This is a genomic window from Streptomyces sp. NPDC006997, from assembly GCF_040635175.1.
Classification (GTDB): Bacteria; Actinomycetota; Actinomycetes; order Streptomycetales; family Streptomycetaceae; genus Streptomyces.
Window position 1 is genome coordinate 18,551 of record NZ_JBEYHH010000045.1, and the last position, 22,537, is coordinate 41,087.

Annotated in this window: 22 protein-coding genes and 1 pseudogene; 16 read left to right on the top strand and 7 right to left on the bottom strand. The window is 71.4% G+C overall.

Translation table 11 applies throughout. From position 1 onward, the window contains the following. Positions 1-54 precede the first annotated feature (54 nt). Entirely contained in the window at positions 55-537 is a 483-nt protein-coding gene (locus tag ABZ659_RS31475; RefSeq protein ID WP_360226803.1) for a hypothetical protein, read from the top strand. Positions 538-644: 107 nt separating this feature from the next. Here ABZ659_RS31475 and ABZ659_RS31480 read toward each other — a convergent pair whose 3' ends face one another. The 5 genes from ABZ659_RS31480 to ABZ659_RS31500 all read right to left on the bottom strand — a co-directional run bounded on the left by ABZ659_RS31480 (position 645) and on the right by ABZ659_RS31500 (position 3,756). Beyond that, positions 645-1,226, bottom strand: coding sequence for a YdeI/OmpD-associated family protein (locus ABZ659_RS31480; protein ID WP_360226806.1), 582 nt, complete (start codon positions 1,224-1,226; stop codon positions 645-647). 176 nt (positions 1,227-1,402) lie between these two features. Continuing rightward, the gene (locus ABZ659_RS31485; protein WP_360226809.1) at positions 1,403-1,843 is read right to left on the bottom strand and encodes an SRPBCC domain-containing protein; all 441 of its coding nucleotides are present in this window, start codon (positions 1,841-1,843) and stop codon (positions 1,403-1,405) included. A 29-nt stretch (positions 1,844-1,872) separates the two neighbouring features. Next, positions 1,873-2,253: a metalloregulator ArsR/SmtB family transcription factor gene (locus ABZ659_RS31490; protein ID WP_360226812.1), complete on the bottom strand. Its 381-nt coding sequence runs from the start codon at positions 2,251-2,253 to the stop codon at positions 1,873-1,875. Further along, complete coding sequence (locus tag ABZ659_RS31495) at positions 2,250-2,720, bottom strand: SRPBCC domain-containing protein (RefSeq protein ID WP_360226815.1); 471 nt, start codon at positions 2,718-2,720, stop codon at positions 2,250-2,252. Before ABZ659_RS31495 ends, ABZ659_RS31490 begins: the two co-directional genes overlap by 4 nt. 82 nt (positions 2,721-2,802) lie before the next feature. Continuing rightward, positions 2,803-3,756: a helix-turn-helix domain-containing protein gene (locus tag ABZ659_RS31500; RefSeq protein WP_360226818.1), complete on the bottom strand. Its 954-nt coding sequence runs from the start codon at positions 3,754-3,756 to the stop codon at positions 2,803-2,805. A gap of 123 nt (positions 3,757-3,879) precedes the next feature. Between ABZ659_RS31500 and ABZ659_RS31505 the strand changes: the two genes are divergently transcribed. Beyond that, positions 3,880-4,917: a saccharopine dehydrogenase NADP-binding domain-containing protein gene (locus ABZ659_RS31505; RefSeq protein ID WP_360226821.1), complete on the top strand. Its 1,038-nt coding sequence runs from the start codon at positions 3,880-3,882 to the stop codon at positions 4,915-4,917. Positions 4,918-5,132: 215 nt separating this feature from the next. On the opposite strand, the gene ABZ659_RS31510 is transcribed toward ABZ659_RS31505, so the two are convergent. Continuing rightward, complete coding sequence (locus tag ABZ659_RS31510) at positions 5,133-6,626, bottom strand: FAD-dependent monooxygenase (protein ID WP_360226824.1); 1,494 nt, start codon at positions 6,624-6,626, stop codon at positions 5,133-5,135. A gap of 811 nt (positions 6,627-7,437) precedes the next feature. On the opposite strand from ABZ659_RS31510, the gene ABZ659_RS31515 reads away from it, so the two are divergent. From ABZ659_RS31515 to ABZ659_RS31575, 13 genes and pseudogenes are all read left to right on the top strand, one after another. Beyond that, entirely contained in the window at positions 7,438-8,505 is a 1,068-nt protein-coding gene (locus ABZ659_RS31515; protein ID WP_360226827.1) for a type III polyketide synthase, read from the top strand. Between the two features lie 254 nt (positions 8,506-8,759). Next, positions 8,760-8,906 (top strand): annotated as a pseudogene (locus ABZ659_RS31520) (DegT/DnrJ/EryC1/StrS family aminotransferase); the annotation flags it as partial. 128 nt (positions 8,907-9,034) lie between these two features. Then, a complete protein-coding gene (locus ABZ659_RS31525; RefSeq protein WP_360226830.1) occupies positions 9,035-10,030 on the top strand; it encodes a class I SAM-dependent methyltransferase in 996 nt (331 codons plus the stop codon). A 90-nt stretch (positions 10,031-10,120) separates the two neighbouring features. Further along, positions 10,121-10,744, top strand: a complete 624-nt coding sequence (gene wrbA / locus ABZ659_RS31530; protein WP_360226911.1) for an NAD(P)H:quinone oxidoreductase — start codon at positions 10,121-10,123, stop codon at positions 10,742-10,744. Between the two features lie 154 nt (positions 10,745-10,898). After that, positions 10,899-11,273 (top strand): DoxX family protein, encoded by a 375-nt coding sequence (locus ABZ659_RS31535; protein WP_360226833.1) that lies wholly within the window; start codon positions 10,899-10,901, stop codon positions 11,271-11,273. A 270-nt stretch (positions 11,274-11,543) separates the two neighbouring features. Further along, complete coding sequence (metK, locus tag ABZ659_RS31540) at positions 11,544-12,767, top strand: methionine adenosyltransferase (protein WP_360226836.1); 1,224 nt, start codon at positions 11,544-11,546, stop codon at positions 12,765-12,767. A gap of 48 nt (positions 12,768-12,815) precedes the next feature. Then, the gene (locus tag ABZ659_RS31545) at positions 12,816-13,799 is read left to right on the top strand and encodes a carbohydrate kinase family protein (RefSeq protein WP_360226839.1); all 984 of its coding nucleotides are present in this window, start codon (positions 12,816-12,818) and stop codon (positions 13,797-13,799) included. Next, a complete protein-coding gene (locus ABZ659_RS31550; RefSeq protein WP_360226842.1) occupies positions 13,796-14,128 on the top strand; it encodes a hypothetical protein in 333 nt (110 codons plus the stop codon). Before ABZ659_RS31545 ends, ABZ659_RS31550 begins: the two co-directional genes overlap by 4 nt. Continuing rightward, positions 14,125-15,126 carry a methylenetetrahydrofolate reductase [NAD(P)H] gene (gene metF, locus ABZ659_RS31555; RefSeq protein WP_360226845.1) on the top strand — a complete coding sequence of 334 codons (1,002 nt, stop codon included), beginning with the start codon at positions 14,125-14,127 and terminating at the stop codon, positions 15,124-15,126. Before ABZ659_RS31550 ends, metF begins: the two co-directional genes overlap by 4 nt. 1 nt (position 15,127) lies before the next feature. Continuing rightward, the gene (locus ABZ659_RS31560) at positions 15,128-16,198 is read left to right on the top strand and encodes a methyltransferase (RefSeq protein ID WP_360226848.1); all 1,071 of its coding nucleotides are present in this window, start codon (positions 15,128-15,130) and stop codon (positions 16,196-16,198) included. Between the two features lie 181 nt (positions 16,199-16,379). Then, on the top strand, positions 16,380-17,309 hold the full coding sequence (locus ABZ659_RS31565; RefSeq protein WP_360226851.1) for an aromatic prenyltransferase: 930 nt from the start codon (positions 16,380-16,382) through the stop codon (positions 17,307-17,309). Positions 17,310-17,344: 35 nt separating this feature from the next. After that, the gene (locus ABZ659_RS31570; RefSeq protein WP_360226854.1) at positions 17,345-17,809 is read left to right on the top strand and encodes a hypothetical protein; all 465 of its coding nucleotides are present in this window, start codon (positions 17,345-17,347) and stop codon (positions 17,807-17,809) included. 302 nt (positions 17,810-18,111) lie between these two features. Further along, complete coding sequence (locus tag ABZ659_RS31575; RefSeq protein ID WP_360226857.1) at positions 18,112-19,635, top strand: DHA2 family efflux MFS transporter permease subunit; 1,524 nt, start codon at positions 18,112-18,114, stop codon at positions 19,633-19,635. 210 nt (positions 19,636-19,845) lie between these two features. Here ABZ659_RS31575 and ABZ659_RS31580 read toward each other — a convergent pair whose 3' ends face one another. Continuing rightward, entirely contained in the window at positions 19,846-20,733 is an 888-nt protein-coding gene (locus ABZ659_RS31580) for a sigma-70 family RNA polymerase sigma factor (protein ID WP_360226860.1), read from the bottom strand. 540 nt (positions 20,734-21,273) lie between these two features. On the opposite strand from ABZ659_RS31580, the gene ABZ659_RS31585 reads away from it, so the two are divergent. Further along, on the top strand, positions 21,274-22,506 hold the full coding sequence (locus ABZ659_RS31585) for an acyltransferase (protein WP_360226863.1): 1,233 nt from the start codon (positions 21,274-21,276) through the stop codon (positions 22,504-22,506). Positions 22,507-22,537 lie beyond the last annotated feature (31 nt).

The following is a 22,537-nucleotide window of genomic DNA, read 5'->3' on the forward strand; positions in this document are numbered from 1 at the left end:
TCCGCCGACTCGGCCAGGTTCTCCCGGCGGATCCTGCGCTGGGAGCCGGAGACGGTGGTCCAGCTCCCCGAGGGCGTCGGCTTCCTGGACTTCATGGTCCCCGGCTCCCGGCGGCTCCAGGAGGCTTCGGTCGCCGGGCTGCGGGAGGCCCGTATCGTCATCTGGGCCAAGCACGGCCTGCTGGCCCGCTCCGACGACGGCCCCCTCAAGGCCGTCGACCTCATCGAGTACGCCGAGACCGGCGCGAGGTACGAGGGCCTCAACGCCCAGACCGGTTCCCCGGCCCGGGGCCTGACCGACGGCGAACTACGCGCCGTCATCGAGGCGTTCGGCGTCCGGACCTCCCTGTACCGACCCCGCCGACAGCTCCCTCCCCAAGGCGTCCGCCCCGGCCAGGCCGACAACGGCCGGGCAGGGCATCGGGGCCGGCGACTACGTGCTCGAAGACGTCACGGTCCCGAGCGACCAGCCAACTGTTCACCCCGGCACGGTCGCGCGTCAGGCCGTGGCCGGGAGGGGGAGGCAGCCCCCGGGTAAACACCGCCCTGGCTAGGCGCGGGAGAGCGGCCGATCGTTGAGGACGCGGCAGGGAGACGGCGAGACCGTAGCCCGACCCGCACTCACCTCAGGAGTCAAGCGGTTGGTCACGACGGCCGCTCGGGCCTCGCCATCGCTGCCACCATCCGCTCCAGGCGGGCCAGCCGGGTCTCCTCGGTGCGGGAGGTGGCCAGACGGAGGTACAGGGCGAACCGGTCGGACGTGCGGAGCGTCTCGTAGAACGCCCGTGCGGCCGGGTTCGCGTCGAGCGCCTCGACGAGATCCGGCGGTGCGGTGGCGTTCTTCTGCGAGGCGTATGCCCTCTCCCAGCGGCCGTCCGACCGCGCCGCCTCGACCTCGGCCAGGCCGCGGGGGCGCATCCGGCCTGCCGCGATCAGTGCCTCGGCCTTGCCGACGTTCACCCGCGACCAGGTGGAGCGGGGGCTGCGGGGTGTCGTGCGCTGCAGGAAGTACGTGTCGTCGAAGCCGCGCCGCAGACCGTCGATCCAGCCGAAGCAGAGCACCGTGTCGACCATCTCCTCCCAGGTGAGCGACGGGATGCCGGTGTGCTTCTTTGCGATCTTCACCCAGAGCGCGGTCCGTTCTCCGTGATGCGTGTCGAGCCAGGCCTCAAGCTCGGCCGGGCTCGCGGGGACAAGGATCTCGACACCGTCCTCGTGTTTCTGCATGAACCGCAGACTAGGGTTTCTATAGGACAGGCACTGACCTACTCGGGCGCACCGCCCAGGTGACCTGCTCCAGCCCGCCACACTCCCCACCGCCCCGAGCGCGCGCCCCCGACGCGGGGGACATGCTCTCCCCGGCCCCCTAGGTGTTCTGTCACCAACCTCCGTGGACAGAACACCTAGTGCCAGTTGCTGATCCTGACGTCGTGCGGCGCGGGTTCTCCCTTCCCCGTCTCGACGAGTTGCTTGAGGCTCATCAGGAAGGTCGCCCACTTGGTGGTGCAGTGGTGCATGAACTCCCCGGGCTCCTTCCAGTCCTCGTGCCGGAACAGCACGATCGTGAAGTCGTCCTCCCGCTTCAGCTGGAAGCGGACCCTCGTGCCGAGCCACTCCTCAGGGCCCTCGACGACCTCCCAGACCACCCGCTCGCCCGGCCGCGCCTCCAGGACCTTCATGTCGAACCCGCCGGGCTCGAAGCGGAACCGGAGCACCCCGCCGACGTCCGGGTCACCGTCCGTGTCCTTGGTCCACCAGCCCGCCAGCCCGTCGACCGTGGTCAGGGCGGCGTAGACGGCCTCGGGGGGTGCTATGACTCCGACCCTGTGCAGGATGTCCACCATCTCGGTATCTCCCTCTCGTAGCGGCGTGGTCAGCTGTCGTGCTCGTGCTCGTGCTCGTGTTCGTGCTTGTGCTTGTGCTTGTGCTCGCGCTCGATCGCCTCGGCGATCCGCTTGATGCGCCGCAGCCGGGCGTCCCAGCTGGCCCCGACCGAGGCCAGTTGCGCGGTCGCGCGGGCGAGTTGGGCCTCGTCCACCTCGTACCGGCGCTCACGCCCGGACGCGGTGGCGTGCACCAGTCCGGCCCGCTGGAGCACGCCCAGGTGCTTGGCGACCGCCTGCCGGGTGACCGGCAGCTGCTCGCTCAGCGTGGTCGCGGTGCGGGCGCCGCCCGTCAGGAGCAGGTCGAGCATCCGGCGCCGGGTGGGGTCGCCCACCGCCGACCAGAGGCCGTCGTCGACGGGGGTGCTCATCGCGTCGACGCCAGCCGGGCGGCGTAGGCGAGGAGGCGGGGCAGGAAGTGGTCCCAGCCGCTGACGTGGTCGCGGTACTGCTCCTCGAGCACGGCCGCCTCCCAGCCCTTCTCCCGGAACCCCGTCTCGGTGAAGCGCAGCAGCGTGCCCGTGCCGGAGGGGAGGAGGTCGAAGGTGACCAGGAGGGAGTTGTCCGGCGCCGCGGTCTCGCCCTCGTCGTACACCCAGCGGAAGGAGAACCGCCGCGGCGGGTCGGCTTCCACCACCGTGACGGGTACCTCGGTCACCTCGGGGGAGGCCTTGTCGCCGAAGGTGATGTGCCCGGTGGCGCCGGGTACCGGCTCCAGCTCGGCCTCGTCCGGCCACCATTCCCGCAGGTGCTCGGGCCTGCTGACGACCTCGTAGACTACCTCCGGCGCGGCCTCGACATGGATCTCCCGCTCGATGCTGCCGTACTCCGTGCGCACTCGGCCCACCCGCCCTCTCTCGCAACCTTTGGTTGCGTATTACGGTAGGCCCGTCCTCCCCAATACGCAACCTTTGGTTGCTCTAGGGTCGGGTGGCCGGGTGCGCGCTGAAGGTGCGGCGGTAGGTGTCCGGAGGCACGCCGACCGTGCGGTTGAAGTGGCGGCGCAGGGTCGTGGCGGTGCCCATGCCGGTGGCCGCCGCGATGGCGTCGACGCCCGCGTCGGTGGTCTCCAGCAGCTCCTGGGCCCGGCGGATGCGCTGCGTCAGCAGCCACTGCAGCGGGGTGGTGCCGGTCACGGCCCGGAAGTGACGGCCCAGGTGGCGCGAGCTCATGCCCGCCTGCCGGGCCAGGTCCTCCACCGTCAGTGGCTGGTCGAGGCGTTCCAGCGCCCAGGGGAAGAGCGCGGCGAGCGGGTGGTGGTCCGGGGCGGGCACGGGCGTGGTGACGAACTGGGCCTGCCCGCCGTCCCGGTGCGGCGGTACGACCAGACGGCGGGCGACGGCGTTGGCGACCGCCGAGCCGTGGTCGCGGCGGACCAGGTGCAGGCACAGGTCCATGGCGGCGGCCTTGCCCGCCGAGGTGAGCACACGGCCGTCGTCCACGTAGAGGACGTCCGCGTCCACCGCCACCCGCGGGAAGCGGGCGGCCAGCGCGCGGGTGTGCGCCCAGTGGGTCGTGGCCCGCCGCCCGTCGAGCAGGCCGGCGGCGGCCAGGACGAACGCGCCCGTGCACAGGGAGGCCACCCGCGCGCCCGCCTCATGGGCCGCCCGGACGGCGTCGACGAGGTCGGCGGGCGGCGCCTCGTCGACGTCGGCCCAGCCGGGGACGATCACCGTGCTGCAGCGCGCGAGCCGGTCCAGGCCGTACTCGGGCTCCACCCGGAACCGGCCGACCCGGACCGCCTCCGGCCCGCACAGGGCGAGGTCGTACCAGGGAACCGTCACCCCGTCCGGAGCCGAGCCGAACACCTCGTGGGCGATGGATAGTTCGAAGTGCAGCATCCCGTCGGTGACGGCCAGCGCGACAGTGTTCACGTCCGGAATTGTACGGGTCATGTCGTTCCGGACACTGGCGCGCGAACCGCCCCCTCACCAGGATGAGAGGACTGGATCACCCAGCCACCTACAAGCACGTACCTCCGAACAGGGGAGCAGGCGATGGAACCGAAGCGCGCAGTGGCGGTGTTCGGCGCGTACGGGCACACCGGGCGCTTCGTCGTGGCGGAACTGGTCAAGCGCGGGTTCACCCCCGTCCTGTCCGGCCGTGACGCCGACAAGCTGGAGGAACTGGCGGCGGCCCACCCCCAACTCGCCGTCCGGCCCGCGTCAGTCGACGACCCGGCCGCACTCGACCACGCCCTTGCCGCCGCGGACGCGGTCGTGAACTGCGCCGGACCCTTCGCTGTCACCGCGGCCCCCGTGATCGAGGCCGCCCTGCGCGCGGGGATCCCGTACGTGGACGTGGCGGCCGAGATCGAGGCCAACGCCGACACGTTCGCGCACTTCGCCGACCACGCCCGCGCCGCCGGAACCCTGGTCGTACCCGCGATGGCCTTCTACGGCGGCCTCGGCGACCTGCTGGCCACCGCGGCGCTGGGTGACGACACCGCGGCCGACGAGGCGCACATCGCCTACGGGCTGAGCAGTTGGCACCCGACCGCCGGGACACGTGCCGCGGGCGCCGTCTCCCACCGGCGGCGCGGCGGCCGACGCGTGCGCTACACCCACGGACGGCTGGAGTACCACGGCGACGACCTGACCACCCTCACCTGGCCCTTCCCCGCGCCCCTGGGCCCCCGCCCGGTCGTCGGGGAGTTCACCATGGCCGACGTCGTCACCCTCCCCAGCCACCTCACCATCCCCGAGGTCCGCACCTACATGAGCGTCGAGGCGGCCACGGACCTGTCCGCCCCCGACACCCCGGCACCGGTCGCCGCCGACGGCCACGGGCGCTCCGCTCAGACCTTCCTCGTCGACGTCGTCGTACGCCGCGGCGGCACCGAACGACGCCTCGTGGCGCGGGGCCAGGACATCTACGCCGTCACCGCACCGCTCGTGGTCGAGGCCGTCGACCGCGTCCTCACGGGACGGACCAGGACGGTCGGCGTCGCCTCCGCGGGCGCGGCCTTCCACGCGGCGGAGTTCCTCGGCGCGCTGGAGCCGCACATCACCCTCGACACCCGCCCGGACCGGTAACCGGAAGCGTCGCGGAAGTGAGCCGGAAGCGGTCCCGAAGCGCGTCGGAACCCCTCCGCCGCCGGCAGCGGAAGCGGCCGTTCGGGCCGGACGGGCGGAAGTCAAGGGGCCCCGCACCCCGTCTCACCCGGCCGTGCGGATGCGGGCACGTCCCACCGTGCCCTGGGAAACCAGGAACCAGGAACCGGGAACCGGGAACCAGGACCCGACGGCGGTTATCTCGCGCCGTCGGGGGTGCCGGGGGTGCCGGGGGTGCCGAACCAGCGGTGCAGGGCCTTGTCGAGACCGGACTCGTCGCTGCCCGCCCAGGCGATGTACCCGTCAGGGCGGACCAGGAGCGCGGCGACCTCGTCGAAGGGGGCGGGCAGCGTTCCGACGACGGTGGTGACCCGGCTGTTCCAGCCGGCCGCCGCCGCCCGCACCTCGGGCTCGTCGGCCAGGACGAGCAGGACGCCCTGCGCCCGGTGCAGCAACTCGGGGGTCCGCGTGGGCCCGTCGGCGGTGTCCAGCGTGCGCGGCGGCAGGCGGTAGCCGGCGAGCGGGTGGGCGTCCGGGCCGACGTCGTAGCGGATGTCGATGTGGCTGACCGCGCCCGCCAGATGCCGCTTGACCTCGTCCAGGGCGATCAGCTCCGTGTACAGGTCGCGCAGTGCCTGGGAGTCGTCACCGCCGAAGATGGCCATTCCCTGGGCACGGGTGTTGGACAGCAGCCGGGCGCCCACCGGGTGACGCTCGTCGTGGTAGGTGTCCAGCAGGTCCCCGGGTGCCCATCCCCGGACGGTGGCGGCCAGCTTCCAGCCCAGGTTGACCGCGTCCTGGATGCCGGTGCTCATGCCCTGACCGCCCGCCGGGAGGTGGATGTGCGCGGCGTCACCGGCGAGCAGTACCCGGCCCCTGCGGTACTCGGCGGCCTGGCGGGTGGAGTCGGTGAAGGAACTGACCCACAGGGCCTCGCCGCCCGAGATGTCCTCGCCGGTCACCTGCTGCCACGCAGCGGCGACCTCGGCGAACTCGGGGCTCTCACCGTGGTCCTCGGGCGAGGTGCCGTACACCGAGAGGATGATGCGGGCCACGCCGTCGGGCATCGGGAAGACCTGCACCAGACCGCCCGGCAGCCGCTCGCCCAGGGGACGCAGCCGCACCCCGCTGTTCACGACGTCGGCAAGGTACATGAGCTGGGTCCCGGAGGTGCCGGGGAAGTCGATTCCCGCGGCCTTGCGCACCGCGCTGTGCCCGCCGTCGGCGCCCACCAGGAACCGGCCCCGCACCTGCTCCTGTCTGCCGTCGGGGGTGGCCACGGTGACCGTGACGCCCTTCTCGTCCTCTTCGAAGGCGAGGAACTTGTGGCCCCGGCGGATCTCGGCACCCCGCTCCAGCGCCCATGCCTCCAGGATCGCCTCCGTCTGGGCCTGCGGGATGCCGCGGGCCCCGAAGTGCGCGTCCTTGAGGATGGTGTAGTCGAACGGGACACCCCCGAAGTGACCCATCGGACTGGTCTCCAGGTCGCCGTAGCGTGCGACGAGACCGCGCTGGTCCAGGGATTCCAGGGTGCGGGTGGTGAATCCCAGGGCACGGGACTGGCCGGTGGGCTTTTCTAACTCCTCGGCGACGATGACGCTCGCCCCTCCCAGGCGCAGTTCGCCAGCGAGCATCAGCCCGGTAGGGCCGCCTCCGACAACGATGACATCCGCGTTCACTGTCCTGTTCATGTAGGTACTTTCCTCACTGTACGACGGGCGGTGTTATCCCGTTTCGTCGCGCTGAGGGCGTCGCCCTCGGGCCGCTGGCGCGGGCGAGGGCCATCACGATGTAACGGCGGGCCGGGGCAAGAAGCGCACCTCAGGCTGAATGGACCGTTATTTCCTGTCGACAGTCGACCAGGCACACCTCAACTCGACCTAGCGTCTATCTACAAGACCGCTAAAGATCCTTTTGCCAGCGAAGTGACCTACGTCACTCAGCGTCAAACCTGGCTTGAAGGAGGCGGGTGTGTCACTATTCCCGCACGCCTCCCCTGCCTGAAATCGCCCCCAGGATTGTGGCGAGAGGTCGTACGTGCCGGTGCACCCGGCCGAAATGCAGCTCCTCCCTGTGACGCATCCGGTCCTCAGTCCGTGCTGTGTGGTGCCCGCACCCCGGCGGGCCAGGCTCCGGGCCGCGGTGGACTCCGCCCCCAGCGCGCCCTTCTGCCCGGCGGACCGGCGCGTCTCCTTCGTCCCAAGGCGTCACCGGCAGCCGTCGCCCCCCACGCGCGTCACCGGTGCCAGTCGCCCTCTACACGCGTCACCGGTACCAGTCGCCCTCTACACGCGTCACCGGTGCCAGTCGCCCCCGCCCACCTCAGTGGCAGGCCGAACCGGCGTGCCCGACCCATGACACTCCCGCCCGCTCGGCCACCGACCTCCGGGTCGGCCCCGTCGAGGTCGCCAGTGAGCCCGCCGCCGTCTCCGCCGGGGGACGGCAGGTGATGACGGCCTGCCATCAGCCCACCGTCTCCTCTCGAAGAAGTGGACTCCAGATATGCCGAGGCTTTGCAAACCGGCGATGAGCGCGCCGGAACACGTCATCACGATGGAAGAGACCCTGGCGTTCGCCGAACGGGTCCACGGTGGAAAGCCTCAGCTTCCTCTCGCGCTTCGACTGATTCGGAACACGGGGGTCCGGAAGCGGCATATCGTGCAGCCCATCGAGAAGACGCTTCATCACCCGGGCCTGACGGAACGCAACCGCGTCTACGAGGTGGAGTCCAAGAAGCGGACCCCGCAGGTCATCGAAGAGGCCCTGCGGAACGCCGACATGGCGGCCCGGGACATCGACGCGATCATCTACGTGTCGTGCACCGGGTTCCTGATGCCGTCCCTGACGGCCTGGCTCATCAACAAGCTCGGCTTCCGCTCCGACACCCGGCAGATCCCCATCGCCCAGCTGGGCTGCGCGGCGGGCGGCGCGGCCATCAACCGGGCCCACGACTTCTGCGTGGCCCACCCCGGCAGCAACGTCCTGATCGTCTCCTGCGAGCTGTGCTCGCTGTGCTACCAGCCCGACGCCGACGACATCGGCTCGCTGCTCTCCGACGGCCTGTTCGGCGACGCCGTCGCGGCGGCGGTGGTGCGCGGCGCCGGGGGAGTGGGCATCGAACTGGAGCGCAACGCCTCCTACCTGATCCCCAACACCGAGGACTGGATCTCCTACGACGTCCGCGACACCGGCTTCCACTTCCAGCTGGACCGGCGCGTGCCCGGCACCATGGAGCCGCTCGCGCCGGTGCTGCGGGAACTGGCCAAGGACCACAGCTGGGACGCGGGCAAGCTGGACTTCTACATCGTCCACGCCGGCGGCCCGCGCATCCTGGACGACCTGGCGAAGTTCCTCAACGTCGACCGCAAGGTCTTCCGGCACAGCTGGGCGACGCTGACGGAGTACGGCAACATCGCCAGCGCCGTCGTGCTGGAGGCCGCCCGGCGGCTGTTCGAGGAGGGCGGCCTCGCGCCCGGCGCCACCGGCCTGATCGCGGGCTTCGGCCCCGGCATCACCGCCGAGATGGCACTCGGCACATGGGCGGCCGACGTCCCGCAGACCATTGCCTGAGCGGCGCGCGCACCGAGGAAGCGGCACCCGGGACCGACCTGCTCGCCCCAGCGGACGCGGGGCGAGAACCCGTCATCCCGGCGCCCGGCCCCGACCTCGGAGCCCAGGCCCACGGTCCCGCCCAGGCGTCCCGCGGGGCGAACCGGACCCGCTGGCCCTCCAGGCCGACCGGGCGCAGCGAAGACACCCCGCCCCCCGGCACGCTTCCCCCGGCCCCTGGGTCCCCACCAGGGACGACGGGACTCTCGCACCACGCCCCGGGCGTCAAGCCGGGGGACGAGGTCATCGTCGCCGACCACACCTTCCCCGCCCACACCGTGCGCTACGTCGGCGCCGTCCCCGTCTTCGCCGACGTACGCGCCGCCACCGGCACCATCGATCCGCAGGCGGTCGCGGACCTGTTCGCCCGCGACCTCGCCAGCCCCCTGCACGCGGAGCGCACCGACGACCAGGCCGGACGCGTCGGCACCGTCCTGCGCACCGCGGTCCGCACCCACACGGCTTCCACTCAATCCCCAGGAGGGGCAGCATGACGACCAGCCAGCCGTCCCCGGACAACATCATGCGGCTGATCAACGGCTACTGGGTTACCGGGATCCTCGCCACCGCAGCCAGTTACTCGCTCTTCACCCACTTGGAGAACGGCGCGAGCACCGCCTCCCAACTGGCTGGCCGCGCCCAGATCTCCGAGCGGGGCGCGCAGAGCCTCCTCGACGGGCTCGTCAGCGTGGGCCTGGTCGAGCTGCACGGGAACCAGTACCGCAACACCGCCGAGGCGTCCGCCTACCTGGTCGAGGGAAAGCCCGCCTCGCTCGCCAGCTTCGCCCGGCTCAAGCTGACGCACATGGGCGCCATGGCCGACCTGGCCGAGGTGGTCCGCGTCGGCGGCCCGGTGGCCAATCCCGTGGTGGAGGTCGCCAACAACCCGCACTGGGAGGGGATCGTGACCGCGATCGCCGCGCAGTCGGTTCCCGCCGCGACGCTCGCCGCCGAACTGCTCGGTCTCGCCGAGGCCGGTGAGATCTCCATCTTCGACGTGGGCGGCGGGTCGGGCATCTACTCGGGTATCTGGCTGGAGGCCAACCCCGCCGCCCGCGCGACCCAGCTCGACTGGGAGCCGATCAACGCCGTCGCCCGCCGGCTGCTGGCCGAGCGCGGCGTGGCCGACCGGTTCACCTGCGTCAACGGCGACTTCCACACCACCGACTTCGGCACCGCGCGGTACGACGTCGCGGTGTACTCCCACATCGCCCACCAGGAAGGGCCGGAGAGCAACGTCGAGGTCTTCACCAGACTGCGGCAGGCCCTCAGACCCGGCGGCACCCTCGTCGTCAACGACTACGTCGTCGACGACGACCGCAGCGGCCCGGCCTTCCCGCTGATCTTCGCCTCCGAGATGTTGCTGAAGAGCAAGAAGGGCAGCACCTGGCGGCGCAGCGACTACCACGAGTGGTTGACCAAGGCCGGCTTCGAGGAGGTCCAGTTCCACACCGCACCCCCCGGCACCCTGGTCCTCGCCCGGTAGCCGGGACGCGGGACGGGCCTCCTATCCCCCTGACCGCACGGCAGTCCACGTCTGCGGTCTCGTCAGATGAACAGCTAACGAAGGAAACCGATCATGGCACCCGTGAACGTCTCGATCATCTACTACAGCTCCACCGGCAACGTGCACGCGCTCGCGCAGGCCGCCGCCGAGGGCGCGGAGAAGGCCGGCGCGACCGTGCGCCTGCGCAAGGTCCGCGAGCTGGCCCCGCCGGAGGCCATCCAGTACAACCCGGCCTGGGCCCAGCACATCGAGGCCACCGCCGATGTCGCCGAGGCCACCCTGGATGACCTCAGCTGGGCGGACGCGGTGCTGTTCGGCACCCCCACCCGCTTCGGCAACGTGGCCAGCCAGCTCAAGGCGTTCATCGACACCGCCGGCGGCCTGTGGCAGCAGGGCGGCCTTGCCGACAAGGTCGTCTCGGCGTTCACCGCCAGCGGCACCGCGCACGGCGGCCAGGAGGCCACCATCCTGGCGCTGAGCAACACCTTCTACCACTGGGGCGGCATCATCGTGCCGCCCGGCTACACCGACCCGATCCAGTTCCAGACGGGCAACCCCTACGGCACCTCCCACGTCGCGGGCATCGGCGCCAGCGGCTCCGGCCCCGACGAGGCCACCCTCCAGTCGGCCCGGCACCAGGCCCGGCGCGTCGTGGACACCGCCGCCGCCCTCAAGGCCGGCCGCGCCGCCTGACGGACCGTCACGTCCAAGGCGGACCCTGCCCCCCTTCCCGGGGCAGGGCCGCCTGAGCCACCGCCGCCCGCTGCCGTGCGCCGCGGGCGGCGTCTTTCTCTGCCCGCGGGGGAACGGGGCCGCCGCGGGGTCCGGGCCCTGGAGGAGAACTCTCATGAACATGACTTTGTGGATCGTCGCCTCAGTGCTGGGGGCGGCCTTCCTGGCGGGCGGCGCCATGAAACTGGCCCAGCCCAAGGAGAAGCTGGCCGCGTCCGGCTGGGACTGGGTCGAGGACTTCGACGGCGGCGTCGTCAAGGCCATCGGCGTCCTGGAGGTACTGGCCGGTGTCGGCCTGATCCTGCCCGCCACCCTCGACGTCGCGCCGGTCATGGTGCCCCTGGCCGCCACGGGCCTGGCCGTGCTGATGGCCCTGGCAGCCGCCACCCACATCCGCCGCAAGGAACAACAGGGGGCCGTGGTGGCCGTGGTCCTGCTCGCCGTCGCCGTCTTCGTGGCGTGGGGCCGCTTCGGCCCGCACTCCTTCTGAAACGGGCACCCCGCCCGTCCGCGGTCCGCACACCAGCGTCCCGCCCGAGGCGGGCCGGCACCTGACGGCCCCCCGGCCCGCCACCCGCACCACCGGCCAGCACACCAGCCCGCCGTCACCTCCCGCCAGAAGGCGGTGTGCCCGGCCCCCGGACCCCGACCGCGGGCGCGACCACGCGGTACGCGCCACGGGGGCCGGCCACGGACCGGTCCGCGCCAGCCGACGGCCCTCCTGTCTCCACGTACTCACTCCTTCCTGCCTTGGAGCGCCATGTCACGCCGCCTGTTCACCTCGGAGTCCGTGACCGAGGGCCACCCCGACAAGATCGCCGACCAGATCAGCGACGCCGTCCTCGACGCGCTGCTGCGCCAGGACCCCACCTCCCGCGTCGCGGTCGAGACCCTGATCACCACCGGCCAGGTGCACCTCGCGGGCGAGGTGACGACCTCCGCCTACGCCGACATCGCCACCCTGGTCCGCCAGACGATCCTCGACATCGGCTACGACTCCTCCGCCAAGGGCTTCGACGGCGCCTCCTGCGGCGTGTCGGTGTCGATCGGCGCGCAGTCCCCGGACATCGCGCAGGGCGTCGACACGGCCTACGAGACCCGCGTGGAGGGTGCCTCCCGGGACGAGACCGACGAACTGGACCGCCAGGGCGCCGGCGACCAGGGCCTGATGTTCGGCTACGCGTCCGACGAGACGCCCACCCTGATGCCGCTGCCGATCGAACTGGCCCACCGCCTCGCGCGCCGCCTGACCGAGGTCCGCAAGGACGGCACCGTCCCCTACCTGCGCCCGGACGGCAAGACCCAGGTCACCATCGAGTACCTGGGCAGCCGCCCCGTCCGCCTGGACACCGTCGTCGTCTCCTCGCAGCACGCCAGCGACGTCGACCTCGACGGGCTGCTCACCCCCGACATCCGCCGGCACGTCGTCGAGCCCGTCCTCACCCAGCTCGCCGAGGACGGCATGAAACTGGAGACCGACGGCTACCGCCTGCTGGTCAACCCGACCGGCCGCTTCGAGGTCGGCGGCCCGATGGGCGACGCCGGACTCACCGGCCGCAAGATCATCATCGACACCTACGGCGGCATGGCCCGGCACGGCGGCGGCGCCTTCTCCGGCAAGGACCCCTCCAAGGTGGACCGCTCCGCCGCGTACGCGATGCGCTGGGTCGCCAAGAACGTCGTCGCGGCCGGTCTCGCCGCCCGCTGCGAGGTCCAGGTCGCCTACGCCATCGGCAAGGCCGAGCCGGTCGGCCTGTTCGTCGAGACCTTCGGCACCCACACCGTCCCCGTCGCGAAGATCGAGGACGCCATCACCGCCGTCTTCGACCTGCGCCCGGCCGCCCTCATCCGCGACCTCGACCTGCTGCGCCCGATCTACTCCGCGACCGCCGCGTACGGCCACTTCGGCCGGGAACTGCCCGACTTCACCTGGGAGCACACCAACCGCGCCGACGCCCTGCGCGCGGCGGCACAGGCGGGCTGACCCGGCACCGGCCGCTTCGTCCCACCCCGGAGACAAAGGAGCCCTTCCGTGCGTATCGCCGTGACCGGATCGATAGCGACCGACCACCTGATGGTGTTCCCCGGGCGCTTCACCGAACAGCTGATCAAGGACCAGCTGGAGCGGGTCTCCCTGTCGTTCCTCGCCGACCAGCTCAAGGTGCACCGCGGCGGTGTCGCCGCCAACATCTCCTTCGGCCTCGGCCTGCTGGGCCTCGACCCGGTCCTGGTGGGCGCGGCGGGCATGGACTTCGCCGAGTACGACACCTGGCTGCGGGCCAACGGCGTCGACACCTCCGCGGTACGGGTCAGCGAGACCCTGCACACCGCGCGCTTCGTGTGCACCACCGACCAGGACCAGAACCAGATCGCCACCTTCTACGCCGGCGCCATGGCCGAGGCCCGCCACATCGACCTGGCCGAGACCGCCGCGCACCGCGGACCGCTCGCGCTCGTCCTGGTCGGCGCCGACGACCCCACCGCCATGCTGCGGCACACCGCCGCCGCCCACCGCCTGGGCGTCCCCGTGGCGGCCGACCCCTCCCAGCAACTGGCCCGCGTCGACCGCGAGCAGGCCCGCCACCTGGTCGACGGCGCCACCTGGCTGTTCACCAACGCCTACGAGTCGGCGCTGCTGCGCGAACGCACCGGCTGGAGCGAGGACGACCTCCTCGCCCGGGTCGGCACCTGGATCACCACACGGGGCGCGGACGGGGTGTCACTGGCCCGCGCCGACGGCCCCCGGCTGCACGTCCCGGCCGTACCCGCGGACCGGATCGCCGACCCCACGGGCGCGGGCGACGCCTTCCGCGCCGGGTTCCTCGCCGGTGTGGCCTGGCAGTGGCCGCCCGAGCAGGCCGCCCGGCTCGGCTGCGCGCTGGCCACCACCGTGCTGGAGTCGGTCGGCACCCAGGAGTACAAGCTGCTCGCCACCGACCTGATCGCCCGTATCGGCCGGGCCTACGGCGACGACGCGGCCCGCGCGCTCGAACCCCGTCTGGCCGGTGTGTCGTGAGGACCGGCCGACAGCGGTTGCCCGTCACCGCGGCGCGCGAAGCACCGGCCACGGCCGCCGACGGGGCGCGGGGCACCGCGCTCCGGACACAGCACCCCCCACGGAAGCACGTCGAGCACCCCCGCGGCGGCAACGGGACCCTCGACACCACCGGCCCCGCCACCGTCCGCTCAACCCACCACGCCGCATCCGAGCACGACCCCGCCCGCCGCGCGCACGAACGGCCCGTGACCGGTGAGGGCCCCGCCGCGACGCACCGCGGCGCCCGCTTCCTCCAGCCCCGCCCCGCACCCGAGGCCACCCACTCCACCGCCGGAGGCCGCCCGTGACGACGTTCTCCTTCGAGTTCTTCCCCCCGAAGACGGCCAGGGGGGAGCAGACACTGTGGTCGGCGATCCGGCGCATCGAACCGCTCAGGCCGGACTTCGTGTCCGTCACCTACGGCGCGGGCGGCTCCTCACGGGACCGGACGGTGGCGGTCACCCGGCGCATCGCCGCCGATACGACCCTGCGCCCCGTCGCCCACCTGACCGCGGTCGGCCACTCGGTGGCCGAACTGCGCCACATCATCGGCCGGTACGCGGACGCGGGCATCCGCGACGTCCTGGTGCTGCGCGGCGATCCGCCGGGCGACCCGAAGGGAGCGTGGACGGCGCATCCCCAGGGCTTCAGCTACGCGTACGAACTGGTCGAACTGGTCCGCTCGCTGGGCGACTTCCGCGTCGGGGTGGCCGCCTTCCCCGAGAAGCACCCGCGCTCGCCCGGCTGGGAGTCCGACATCCGGCACTTCGTCGCCAAGTGCCGGGCGGGCGCCGACTACGCGATCACGCAGATGTTCTTCCACGTGGAGGACTACCTGCGGCTGCGGGACCGGGTCGCGGCCGCCGGCTGCGACATCCCGATCATCCCGGAGATCATGCCGGCCACCGACCACCGGCAGATCACCCGCTTCGCCGAACTCTCCGACGCGGCCTTCCCCGAGGCCCTCGCCGCCCGCCTGCACGCGGCGAGGAGCAACCCGCGCGACGGCCACCGCATCGGCGTCGAGTACGCCACCGCCATGGCCGAGCGGCTTCTCGCCGAGGGCGCCCCCGGTCTGCACTACATCACCCTCAACAAGTCCACGGCGGCCCTGGACATCCACCGCAACGTCCTGAGTCCGCCGAGCACCAGGCTCCTCGACACCGGCCCGGCCGGCGTCCACGTGCCGCGCGAGCACCCCGACGCCCCCGGCGTCAAGCTGACCGCCCTCCGCCCGCAGCAGGCCGAGTACACCGGCGTGCGGGGGAGGGCCCGTACCACTACCGCTACTGAGAGAGGCCAGTGACATGACGCCAGAAGCCACGCTGGCTCGGTTCCGTGAGTACATGGTGGGGCCGTCCCGGTTCATGACCCTGCTGTCCTGCTTCGAGCTGGGCCTCGTCGACGCGCTGCGGGACAGCCCCGGCCTGACGGCGGCCGAACTGGGAAAGGTGGCCGGCGCGAAGCCGGACGCCGTGGAACAACTCCTGCTGCTGCTCGTCAAGGAGGGCTTCGTCGCCCACGACGAGGCCGTCGGCACCTACACCCTCGACGCGCTCGCGGGGGTCGCCGAGAAGGACCTCCAGCAGGCGCTCGCCGACCTGGACATGATCAAGGCGGTCATGCTGCGGCAGCTGTTCTACCTCACCGAGAGCGTACGGACCGGCACGACCGTCGGCCTGAAGGAGCTGTACGGCTTCGACGGCGACCTGTACGGCGCCCTGGCCGAACTGCCGGAACTGCGCGAGCCGTGGGCGAAGCTGATGAACACGGTCACCGCCCACGTCGACCCCTGGTTCTTCTCCCAGGTCGACATCCCGGCCGGGTCCCGGGTGCTCGACCTCGCGGGGAACACCGGCCTCGGCGCCGTCAACACCCTCAGGCTGGCGAACTCCTCCGGGCTGCGGGTCACCACCTTCGACCTGCCCGAGAAGGAGGCGGAATGCCTGGAGAACTTCCGCTCCCACGGAGTCGAGGAACACTGCTCGTTCATCGGCGGTGACGTCTTCGAGGAAGTCCCCAAGGGATTCGACGTCGTACTCATCAAGCACTTCCTGCCCATGTTCGACAAGAGTGACGTTTTCCGGATTCTCGAAGGCGTCAACACGTCACTGGAAGTCGGTGGCCAGGTCCACGTCCTGGTACCGGTGTTTCCCGAGAACCTCAAGGAAACCGAGAACTACACCGTCGACTTCTACCCCAGCTTCTTCATCGGCTGCACCATGGGGCAGGGCGGGCCGCAGAAACTCTCGACCTGGCAGAGCTGGCTCGAGCAATGCGGATTCACGGTCACCAAGGCAGTCACCGACGATCCGGACAATCTTCCGCCGCACGCCCTCACCGTCGAGGCCATGCTGTCCGCGACGAAGACTGCCTGACAGGCGGATTCCAGCTGATATCGAGCGGACGTCGAGTGGAACGCGTGATCGAAGTGGCGGACGAATGGTACGGTCGCACAAATCGGCCCCTCCACGGCGTGAGCCATGGTCAATACCTGATGTCTTCCGTCGCTTTCTTTCCTGTTTCCTCGGGAAACCTGTAATGAACCCTGGAGGAAGAATGTCGGAAACGAAGAACGCTGAAGCGGTGTATTCGGCCATCGAGGAATCGGCCGCCCTGCTGGACATACCCTGCTCGCGGGAGAAGGTCATGTCCGTCCTGTCCGCGTTCGGCGACGGGGTGTCGGAGGAGTCCGTGATCGTCCTCGCCATGGCGGGCGGCGAGCGCCACGGCGGGGACATCGACTACAACTTCACGGTGCCCACCGAGGTGGGCGACCCGTACGAGATCGCCGTGGCGAACGGCTGGATCGAGGCGACGGACCACCCGATCGCCAACCTGCTCCCGGAGATCGTGGAGTCGAGCCCCGTCACCTTCTACGGGGTCGAGAGCGGTGTCGTCGGCGGCTTCAAGAAGACGTACGTCTTCTTCCCGCTGGACAACCTGGGGAAGCTGTCGACGCTCGCCGCGCTGCCGTCCATGCCGCGCAGCGTCGCCGAGCACGCCCGCACCTTCGCCGACCTCGGCATGGACAACCGGATCTCGATCATCGGCATCGACTACATACGCCACACCGTCAACGTGTACTTCATGGCGGGCTCCCTCGAGGAGAACTCCGTCCTGTCGCTGCTGGAGGACACCAAGCTGCCGGCGCCCAACCCGCAGCTCCTGGAGTTCGTCCAGAACTCCTTCTCGATCTATCCGACCTTCAGCTACCAGTCCCCGGACATCCACCGGATCTGCTTCTCCTCGGTGAGCCCGGACGACACCGCGTACCCCACCACCCTCCACGAGGAGATCGCCCGGTTCGCCAAGAGCGCCCCCTACGAGTACGGCGGCGCGCGGGTCCTCGTCTACGGCGCCACGATCTCGCGCAGCGAGGAGTACCACAAGCTCGGGGTGTACTTCCGCAGGCCGCCCGCCTTCTGGGACAACCTGCCGCTGGCCGCCACCTTCGAGAAGCTCGCTGCCGCCCACCGCGGCGCATGACAACAGCACCGACCACCGACCCACCAGGAGGAGAAATGTCCGAAGCCATTGGCGCCGACGAGCGCGCCGCCGCCCTGGACTCGCTGGGAGGCGTCCTCGGCGAGGCCGGCGCCGAGGCGATCAACGGGCCGCGCGACCAACTGGCCGAGAGCCTGCTGCGCGCGGCCTTCGAGCTGTGGGAGGACCCCCAGGTGCGGCCGAGGCTCCTCGGCATCCTGCACGCGGCGGTCAACAGCGAGGAAGGCGCGGCGCAGATGCGCCAGTTCCTCGCCAACCAGCTCTTCGCGCAGGCCGGCAAGGCGCTCGGCATCGCCGGCATGGACATCTACCAGGCCGCGGAGACCATCAAGGTCCCGGCGATCCACATCAACGCGGCCGCGGGCCAGGTCTGGGGCGTCGTCCTGCTGCGCTACGTCGTGAAGCTGGAGCCGATCGCGTCGGCGTCGAGCGAGGAGCTGATCCAGCTGCTCACCCCGACGATCCGCCGCTACCTGGGCTGACCACCGGCCAGGCGGCGTTCGCCCCGCCGGCAGGACGACAGTAAGGCTCCCGCCCTGTGGTCCTGCCGGCCACGGTCCCCTTCGAGACGGCCCCCGGCCCCGGAGACGGCACAACGAACGCCGAGGTCAGCGCGTTGTGTCACATCTGCGGAGCTTGATTCGTCGTACTGCTGAGACGGACACCAACCCGCGTACCGGCGGGGCGGGCGACCCGCCGGTGCCCCCCCACGTCGTGGGGCCGGTACGTCGCCCGGGCGGGCGGAACCCCCCGGCCGCGGATCATTCGGAGGAACGAGTTAGATATGAGTAGCGCAGACAAGGAAACGCAAGGCGGGAGCGTCCTCGCCGACGCCGACCCGCGGCGATGGGCAGCGCTCGCCGTGCTGACGGCGATGCAGTTCATGCTCATGATGGACGTCACCGTCGTGAACATCGCCCTGCCCCAGATCGAAGACGACCTGGACTTCTCCCCCGGAGGCCTCGCGTGGGTGGTCAACGCCTACGTGCTGACCGCGGGCGGTTTCCTGCTGCTCGGCGGACGGCTCTCCGACATGTTCGGCCGCCGCAAGATCTTCATCGCCGGTGTGCTGGTCTTCGGCCTCTCGTCGGTCGTGTGCGGTGCCGCGGCCAACTCCGGGATGCTGGTCGGCGGCCGGTTCGTCCAGGGCTTCGGTGAGGCACTGGCCGGCCCGGCGGCGCTGGGCCTGATCCCCGTGCTGTTCCGCGACGCCAAGGAACGCACCAAGGCACTGGGCATCTGGGGCGGCATGGCCGCCGTGGGCAGCGCGGTCGGCTCGGTCGTCGGCGGAGCCCTGACCGACCTGGTGGACTGGCGCTGGATCTTCTTCATCAACATCCCCGTCGCCGTGTTCGCGCTGATCATGGTCCCCCGGGTCATCCCGGAGAGCCGCATGGCCCGCGCCCCCGGCCAGGGCATCGACGCGGTCGGCGCCCTCTCCGTCACCGGCGGTCTCGTCGCGATCGTCTACGGCCTGCTGCAGGCCGCCGACGACCCGTGGGGCTCCACGGACGTGCTGCTCCCGCTGTTCGGCGGAATCGCCCTGCTGATCTTCATGGCCGTGTGGGAGTCCCGCGTCCCGGACCCGATGATCCCCCTGCGGTTCTTCACCAACCGCACCCGGGTCACCTCCAACGGCGTCAGCGTGCTGGCACTCGCGGCCTTCTACACGTACGCCTTCCTGCTGACCCTGTACCTCCAGCAGGTGCTCGACTACTCCCCGATGAAGACCGGCCTGACCTACATCCCGTTCACCGTCGCCATCGGCGTCGGCATGGGCGTCTCGACGGCGCTGATGCCGCGCCTCGGGGTCAAGCCGATCCTGATGATCTCCTTCCTCGGCAGCGCCGGCGGCCTGCTCCTGGCCGCGGGCGGCCTCGCCACCGACGCGTCCTTCCTCACCGGGATCATGCCGGGCCTGCTCGTGTACGGCTTCTTCAACGCCGTCGGCTTCCCCGCCCTGACCAACGGCGCGCTGCACGAGGTCACCGGCCAGGACGCCGGTCTCGCCTCCGGTGTGCAGACCGCCATGCAGCAGGTCGGCGGATCGCTCGGCCTGGCCACCCTGGTCCCCCTCGCCCTGCGCTACGTCAACGACCACGTCGCGGACGGCGACCTTCCGCAGATAGCGCAGACCGAGGGATACGCGCTGGCGCTCCGCGCCGCCGCCGGCATCCTCGTCGTCGCCACCGTGCTCGTCCTGCTGCTGATGGACAAGGTGGACTCCAAGCCGCGCGACGCGGTCGCCGAGGCCACCAGCGGGGCGGCTGCCGCGGAGGGCACCTCCCGCACCCCCGCCGCGTCGTGACCGACGCCTGACCCGAACCACCCCACCGCCCCCGGGCCTTCCCCCCGGGGGCGCTGCGGTGCCAGGGCGGCCGAGCGGCCGGCAGCCACCCCCCAACCGCCGCGAGCCCCCGCACGGCGTGGTCCTCACGGCCCCGTCCGGTCACACAAGCGCCGCCCCGTTCGTCAGACAACCAGGGCCGCACCGTGTGGTCCCCGCACCGCGCGACGGTTACCTTCCCCCGCCCCGTCCGCGGTGCGGCGGCCCCAGCACCGCCAGGTCCATGCCGCGCAGCTGCTCCGGGTCGGTGATGACGTCGATCTCGCGGATCCTCCCGTCGCGGATCTCGAAGGTCATCGCACGCATCCCGCCGTCCTCCTGCTGCGCGAGAATCCCCAGCGAGCCGTCGACCAGCGCGAGCCAGGCGACCTGGAGGAACGGCGCGAACGTCGCCGCCCCCTTGGCCACCGCCACGGACCCCAGGGCCACCGGCAGACCGTTGTTGCGGGCCACGGCGTCGGGATCCAGGACCGCCAGCAGCGCGTCGAAGTCACCGTCGCGCGCGGCGGCGAGGAACGCCTGCACGACCTGCCCCTGCTGGGACGCGGCGGGGTCCGCCGCCGACCGGCCGCCCCGCACCCGGTGCCGCGCACGGCTCGCCAGCTTCCGGGCCGCGGCCGGACTGCGCTCCACGATCACCGCGACCTCGTCGAAGGGCACGCCGAACATGTCGTGCAGCACGAACGCCAGCCGCTCGGCGGGATCCAGCGTCTCAAGGACCACCAGCAGCGCCTGCCCCACCGAGTCCGCCAGCAGCACGTGCTCCTCGGGGCTGTCGTCCTCGTAGAACGTGGCCACCGCCGGAACGAGGTCCTCCAGCGAGTCCTCCCGGCGCGCCCGACGCTGGCGCAGCATGTCCAGGCACACCCGGCCCACCACGGTGGTCAGCCAGCCCCGCAGGTTCGCGATCTCGTCGTCGTAGGACCGGCTCAGCCGCAGCCAGCACTCCTGCACCGCGTCCTCCGCCTCGGTCGGCGAGCCGAGCATCCGGTAGGCGACCGCCCGCAGATGCACCCGGTTCTCCTCGAAACGATCCGCCAGCCACTCAGTCTCGTTCATCGCCGCTCCTTCTGCGCCTCGGCACCCGGCCCGCCCGGTCAGGGACAGCCGACGACGGCCGGGCTCGGAGACACGGGCGGTCACGGTCCCGCCGTCCGCGGGCTGCCCAACTGCAACTGACGAGCGGGACACCGACGTTGTGACCGGCGGCCGGCGCCTCCCCGGCAGGACCACGGCCCGCCGCCCCCCTCGGTCCCGTGCCAGCGAGCCACAAGCCACCAGCATGGCACCACCCCCGCAGCCCCCCTTCGGGCCGCCCCCGACTACCGGGGACGCACACCGGCCGGAACACCCCCGAAGCGGAACACCCCAGGCCGCAACCCTCAAGCCGAGCGCGAGCAGCGCCCGAGGGTCCCCCCACTAGTCTGCGCACCGGTTCGCCGGAGAACAGCGACACGGCCAGCGGGCACCTCCTGGCCCGGCGTCTCCCCCCATACCGAGATCAGCAAGGCAACGGCTGACCGCGCCGCCTGCCCCGTCCGCGCGTCACCGCGCGCCGACCGCCCCGCAGGCCGCGAACCCCATCGAAAGGCAGTGCACATGGCAGACCGAACTGCCGTACCGGCGACCAGCGGTCCACCGCAGCGCCCGGCCACGCTTCCCTCGCTCACCGGTCTCCGCTTCCTGGCGGCCCTGCTCGTCTTCGTCTACCACACCTCCTACCTCGTCGGCCCGCTGCGGCCGGACGCGCCCATCACCTTCTTCGCCGACCTCGACGTCGCCCAGCCGGTGGCCGACTTCTTCCTGCCCGCCGGACGCATCGGGGTGTCCTTCTTCTTCGTGCTCAGCGGCTTCGTCCTGGCGTGGTCCGCGACCCCCGGGGACCGGATCACCGCCTTCTACCGGCGCCGGGTGCTGAAGATCTACCCCAACCACATCGTGACCTGGGCGCTGGCGCTGTGGCTGTTCGCCTCCACCACCCCGGTGGAGGCCTGGCTGTCCAACCTCTTCCTGGTGCACACCTTCAGCAACCGGGCCGACATCGCGATGAGCGTCAACTTCCCGTCCTGGTCACTGTGCGCCGAGGTCCTCTTCTACGCCCTGTTCCCGCTGTTCATCGTCCTGGTACGGCGCATCAGGGAACAGGCGCTGTGGCTGTGGGCCGCCGGGATGGTCGCCGGTGTGGCGGTCATGGCGGCGGTGACGAAGGCGTTCATGGCCGGCGGCGCCCCGAGCCCCTTCGGGGACCTGACGGCCAACCAGGAGTGGTTCGGCTACGCTTTCCCGCCGCCGCGCCTGTTCGAGTTCGTGCTGGGCATGATCCTCGCCCGTATCGTCGCCGCGGGCCGGTGGCCGCGCATCGGCCTGCCGACCTCGACGGCCCTGTTCTGCCTGGGCTACTGGGCCGCGCTCACCGTCCCGGACCCGTACAACTTCAGTCTCACCACGGTCGTCCCGATCGGCATGATCCTGTGCTCCGCGGCCTCCTCCGACCTGCGGGGCGGCAACGGCCCGCTCGGCAGCCGGCCCATGGTGTGGCTCGGCAACGTCTCCTTCGCCTTCTACCTCGTGCAGGGCATCGTGGTCTTCTACGGCCGCCCCGAGGTACTGGGGACGCGCACCTACGACACCCTGCCCGCGATCGGCATGTTGGCGGTGCTGTTCCTGGCCAACCTGCTGGCCGCCTGGCTGCTGTACAGCCTCGTGGAACAGCCGGTGATGCGCCGCTGGAGCCGCGGCAGGAAGCGGCCCGCGCCGGACACGGCACCCGGGACCGCGCAGCAGACCCCCGCCCGGAGCAAGGGCCCCGTACCGAGCGGCGAAGTCGTCTGAACCGTGCGACCGGACGCGGCACACCGGCCAC

Coding starts and splice junctions, on each gene's coding strand:
- ABZ659_RS31480 (WP_360226806.1), bottom strand. CDS start 1,226: ATGCAGAAACACGAGGACGGTGTCGAGATCCTTGTCCCCGCGAGCCCG.
- ABZ659_RS31485 (WP_360226809.1), bottom strand. CDS start 1,843: ATGGTGGACATCCTGCACAGGGTCGGAGTCATAGCACCCCCCGAGGCC.
- ABZ659_RS31490 (WP_360226812.1), bottom strand. CDS start 2,253: ATGAGCACCCCCGTCGACGACGGCCTCTGGTCGGCGGTGGGCGACCCC.
- ABZ659_RS31505 (WP_360226821.1), top strand. CDS start 3,880: ATGGAACCGAAGCGCGCAGTGGCGGTGTTCGGCGCGTACGGGCACACC.
- ABZ659_RS31510 (WP_360226824.1), bottom strand. CDS start 6,626: ATGAACAGGACAGTGAACGCGGATGTCATCGTTGTCGGAGGCGGCCCT.
- ABZ659_RS31515 (WP_360226827.1), top strand. CDS start 7,438: ATGCCGAGGCTTTGCAAACCGGCGATGAGCGCGCCGGAACACGTCATC.
- ABZ659_RS31525 (WP_360226830.1), top strand. CDS start 9,035: ATGACGACCAGCCAGCCGTCCCCGGACAACATCATGCGGCTGATCAAC.
- ABZ659_RS31535 (WP_360226833.1), top strand. CDS start 10,899: ATGAACATGACTTTGTGGATCGTCGCCTCAGTGCTGGGGGCGGCCTTC.
- metK (WP_360226836.1), top strand. CDS start 11,544: ATGTCACGCCGCCTGTTCACCTCGGAGTCCGTGACCGAGGGCCACCCC.
- ABZ659_RS31560 (WP_360226848.1), top strand. CDS start 15,128: ATGACGCCAGAAGCCACGCTGGCTCGGTTCCGTGAGTACATGGTGGGG.
- ABZ659_RS31565 (WP_360226851.1), top strand. CDS start 16,380: ATGTCGGAAACGAAGAACGCTGAAGCGGTGTATTCGGCCATCGAGGAA.
- ABZ659_RS31570 (WP_360226854.1), top strand. CDS start 17,345: ATGTCCGAAGCCATTGGCGCCGACGAGCGCGCCGCCGCCCTGGACTCG.
- ABZ659_RS31575 (WP_360226857.1), top strand. CDS start 18,112: ATGAGTAGCGCAGACAAGGAAACGCAAGGCGGGAGCGTCCTCGCCGAC.
- ABZ659_RS31580 (WP_360226860.1), bottom strand. CDS start 20,733: ATGAACGAGACTGAGTGGCTGGCGGATCGTTTCGAGGAGAACCGGGTG.
- ABZ659_RS31585 (WP_360226863.1), top strand. CDS start 21,274: ATGGCAGACCGAACTGCCGTACCGGCGACCAGCGGTCCACCGCAGCGC.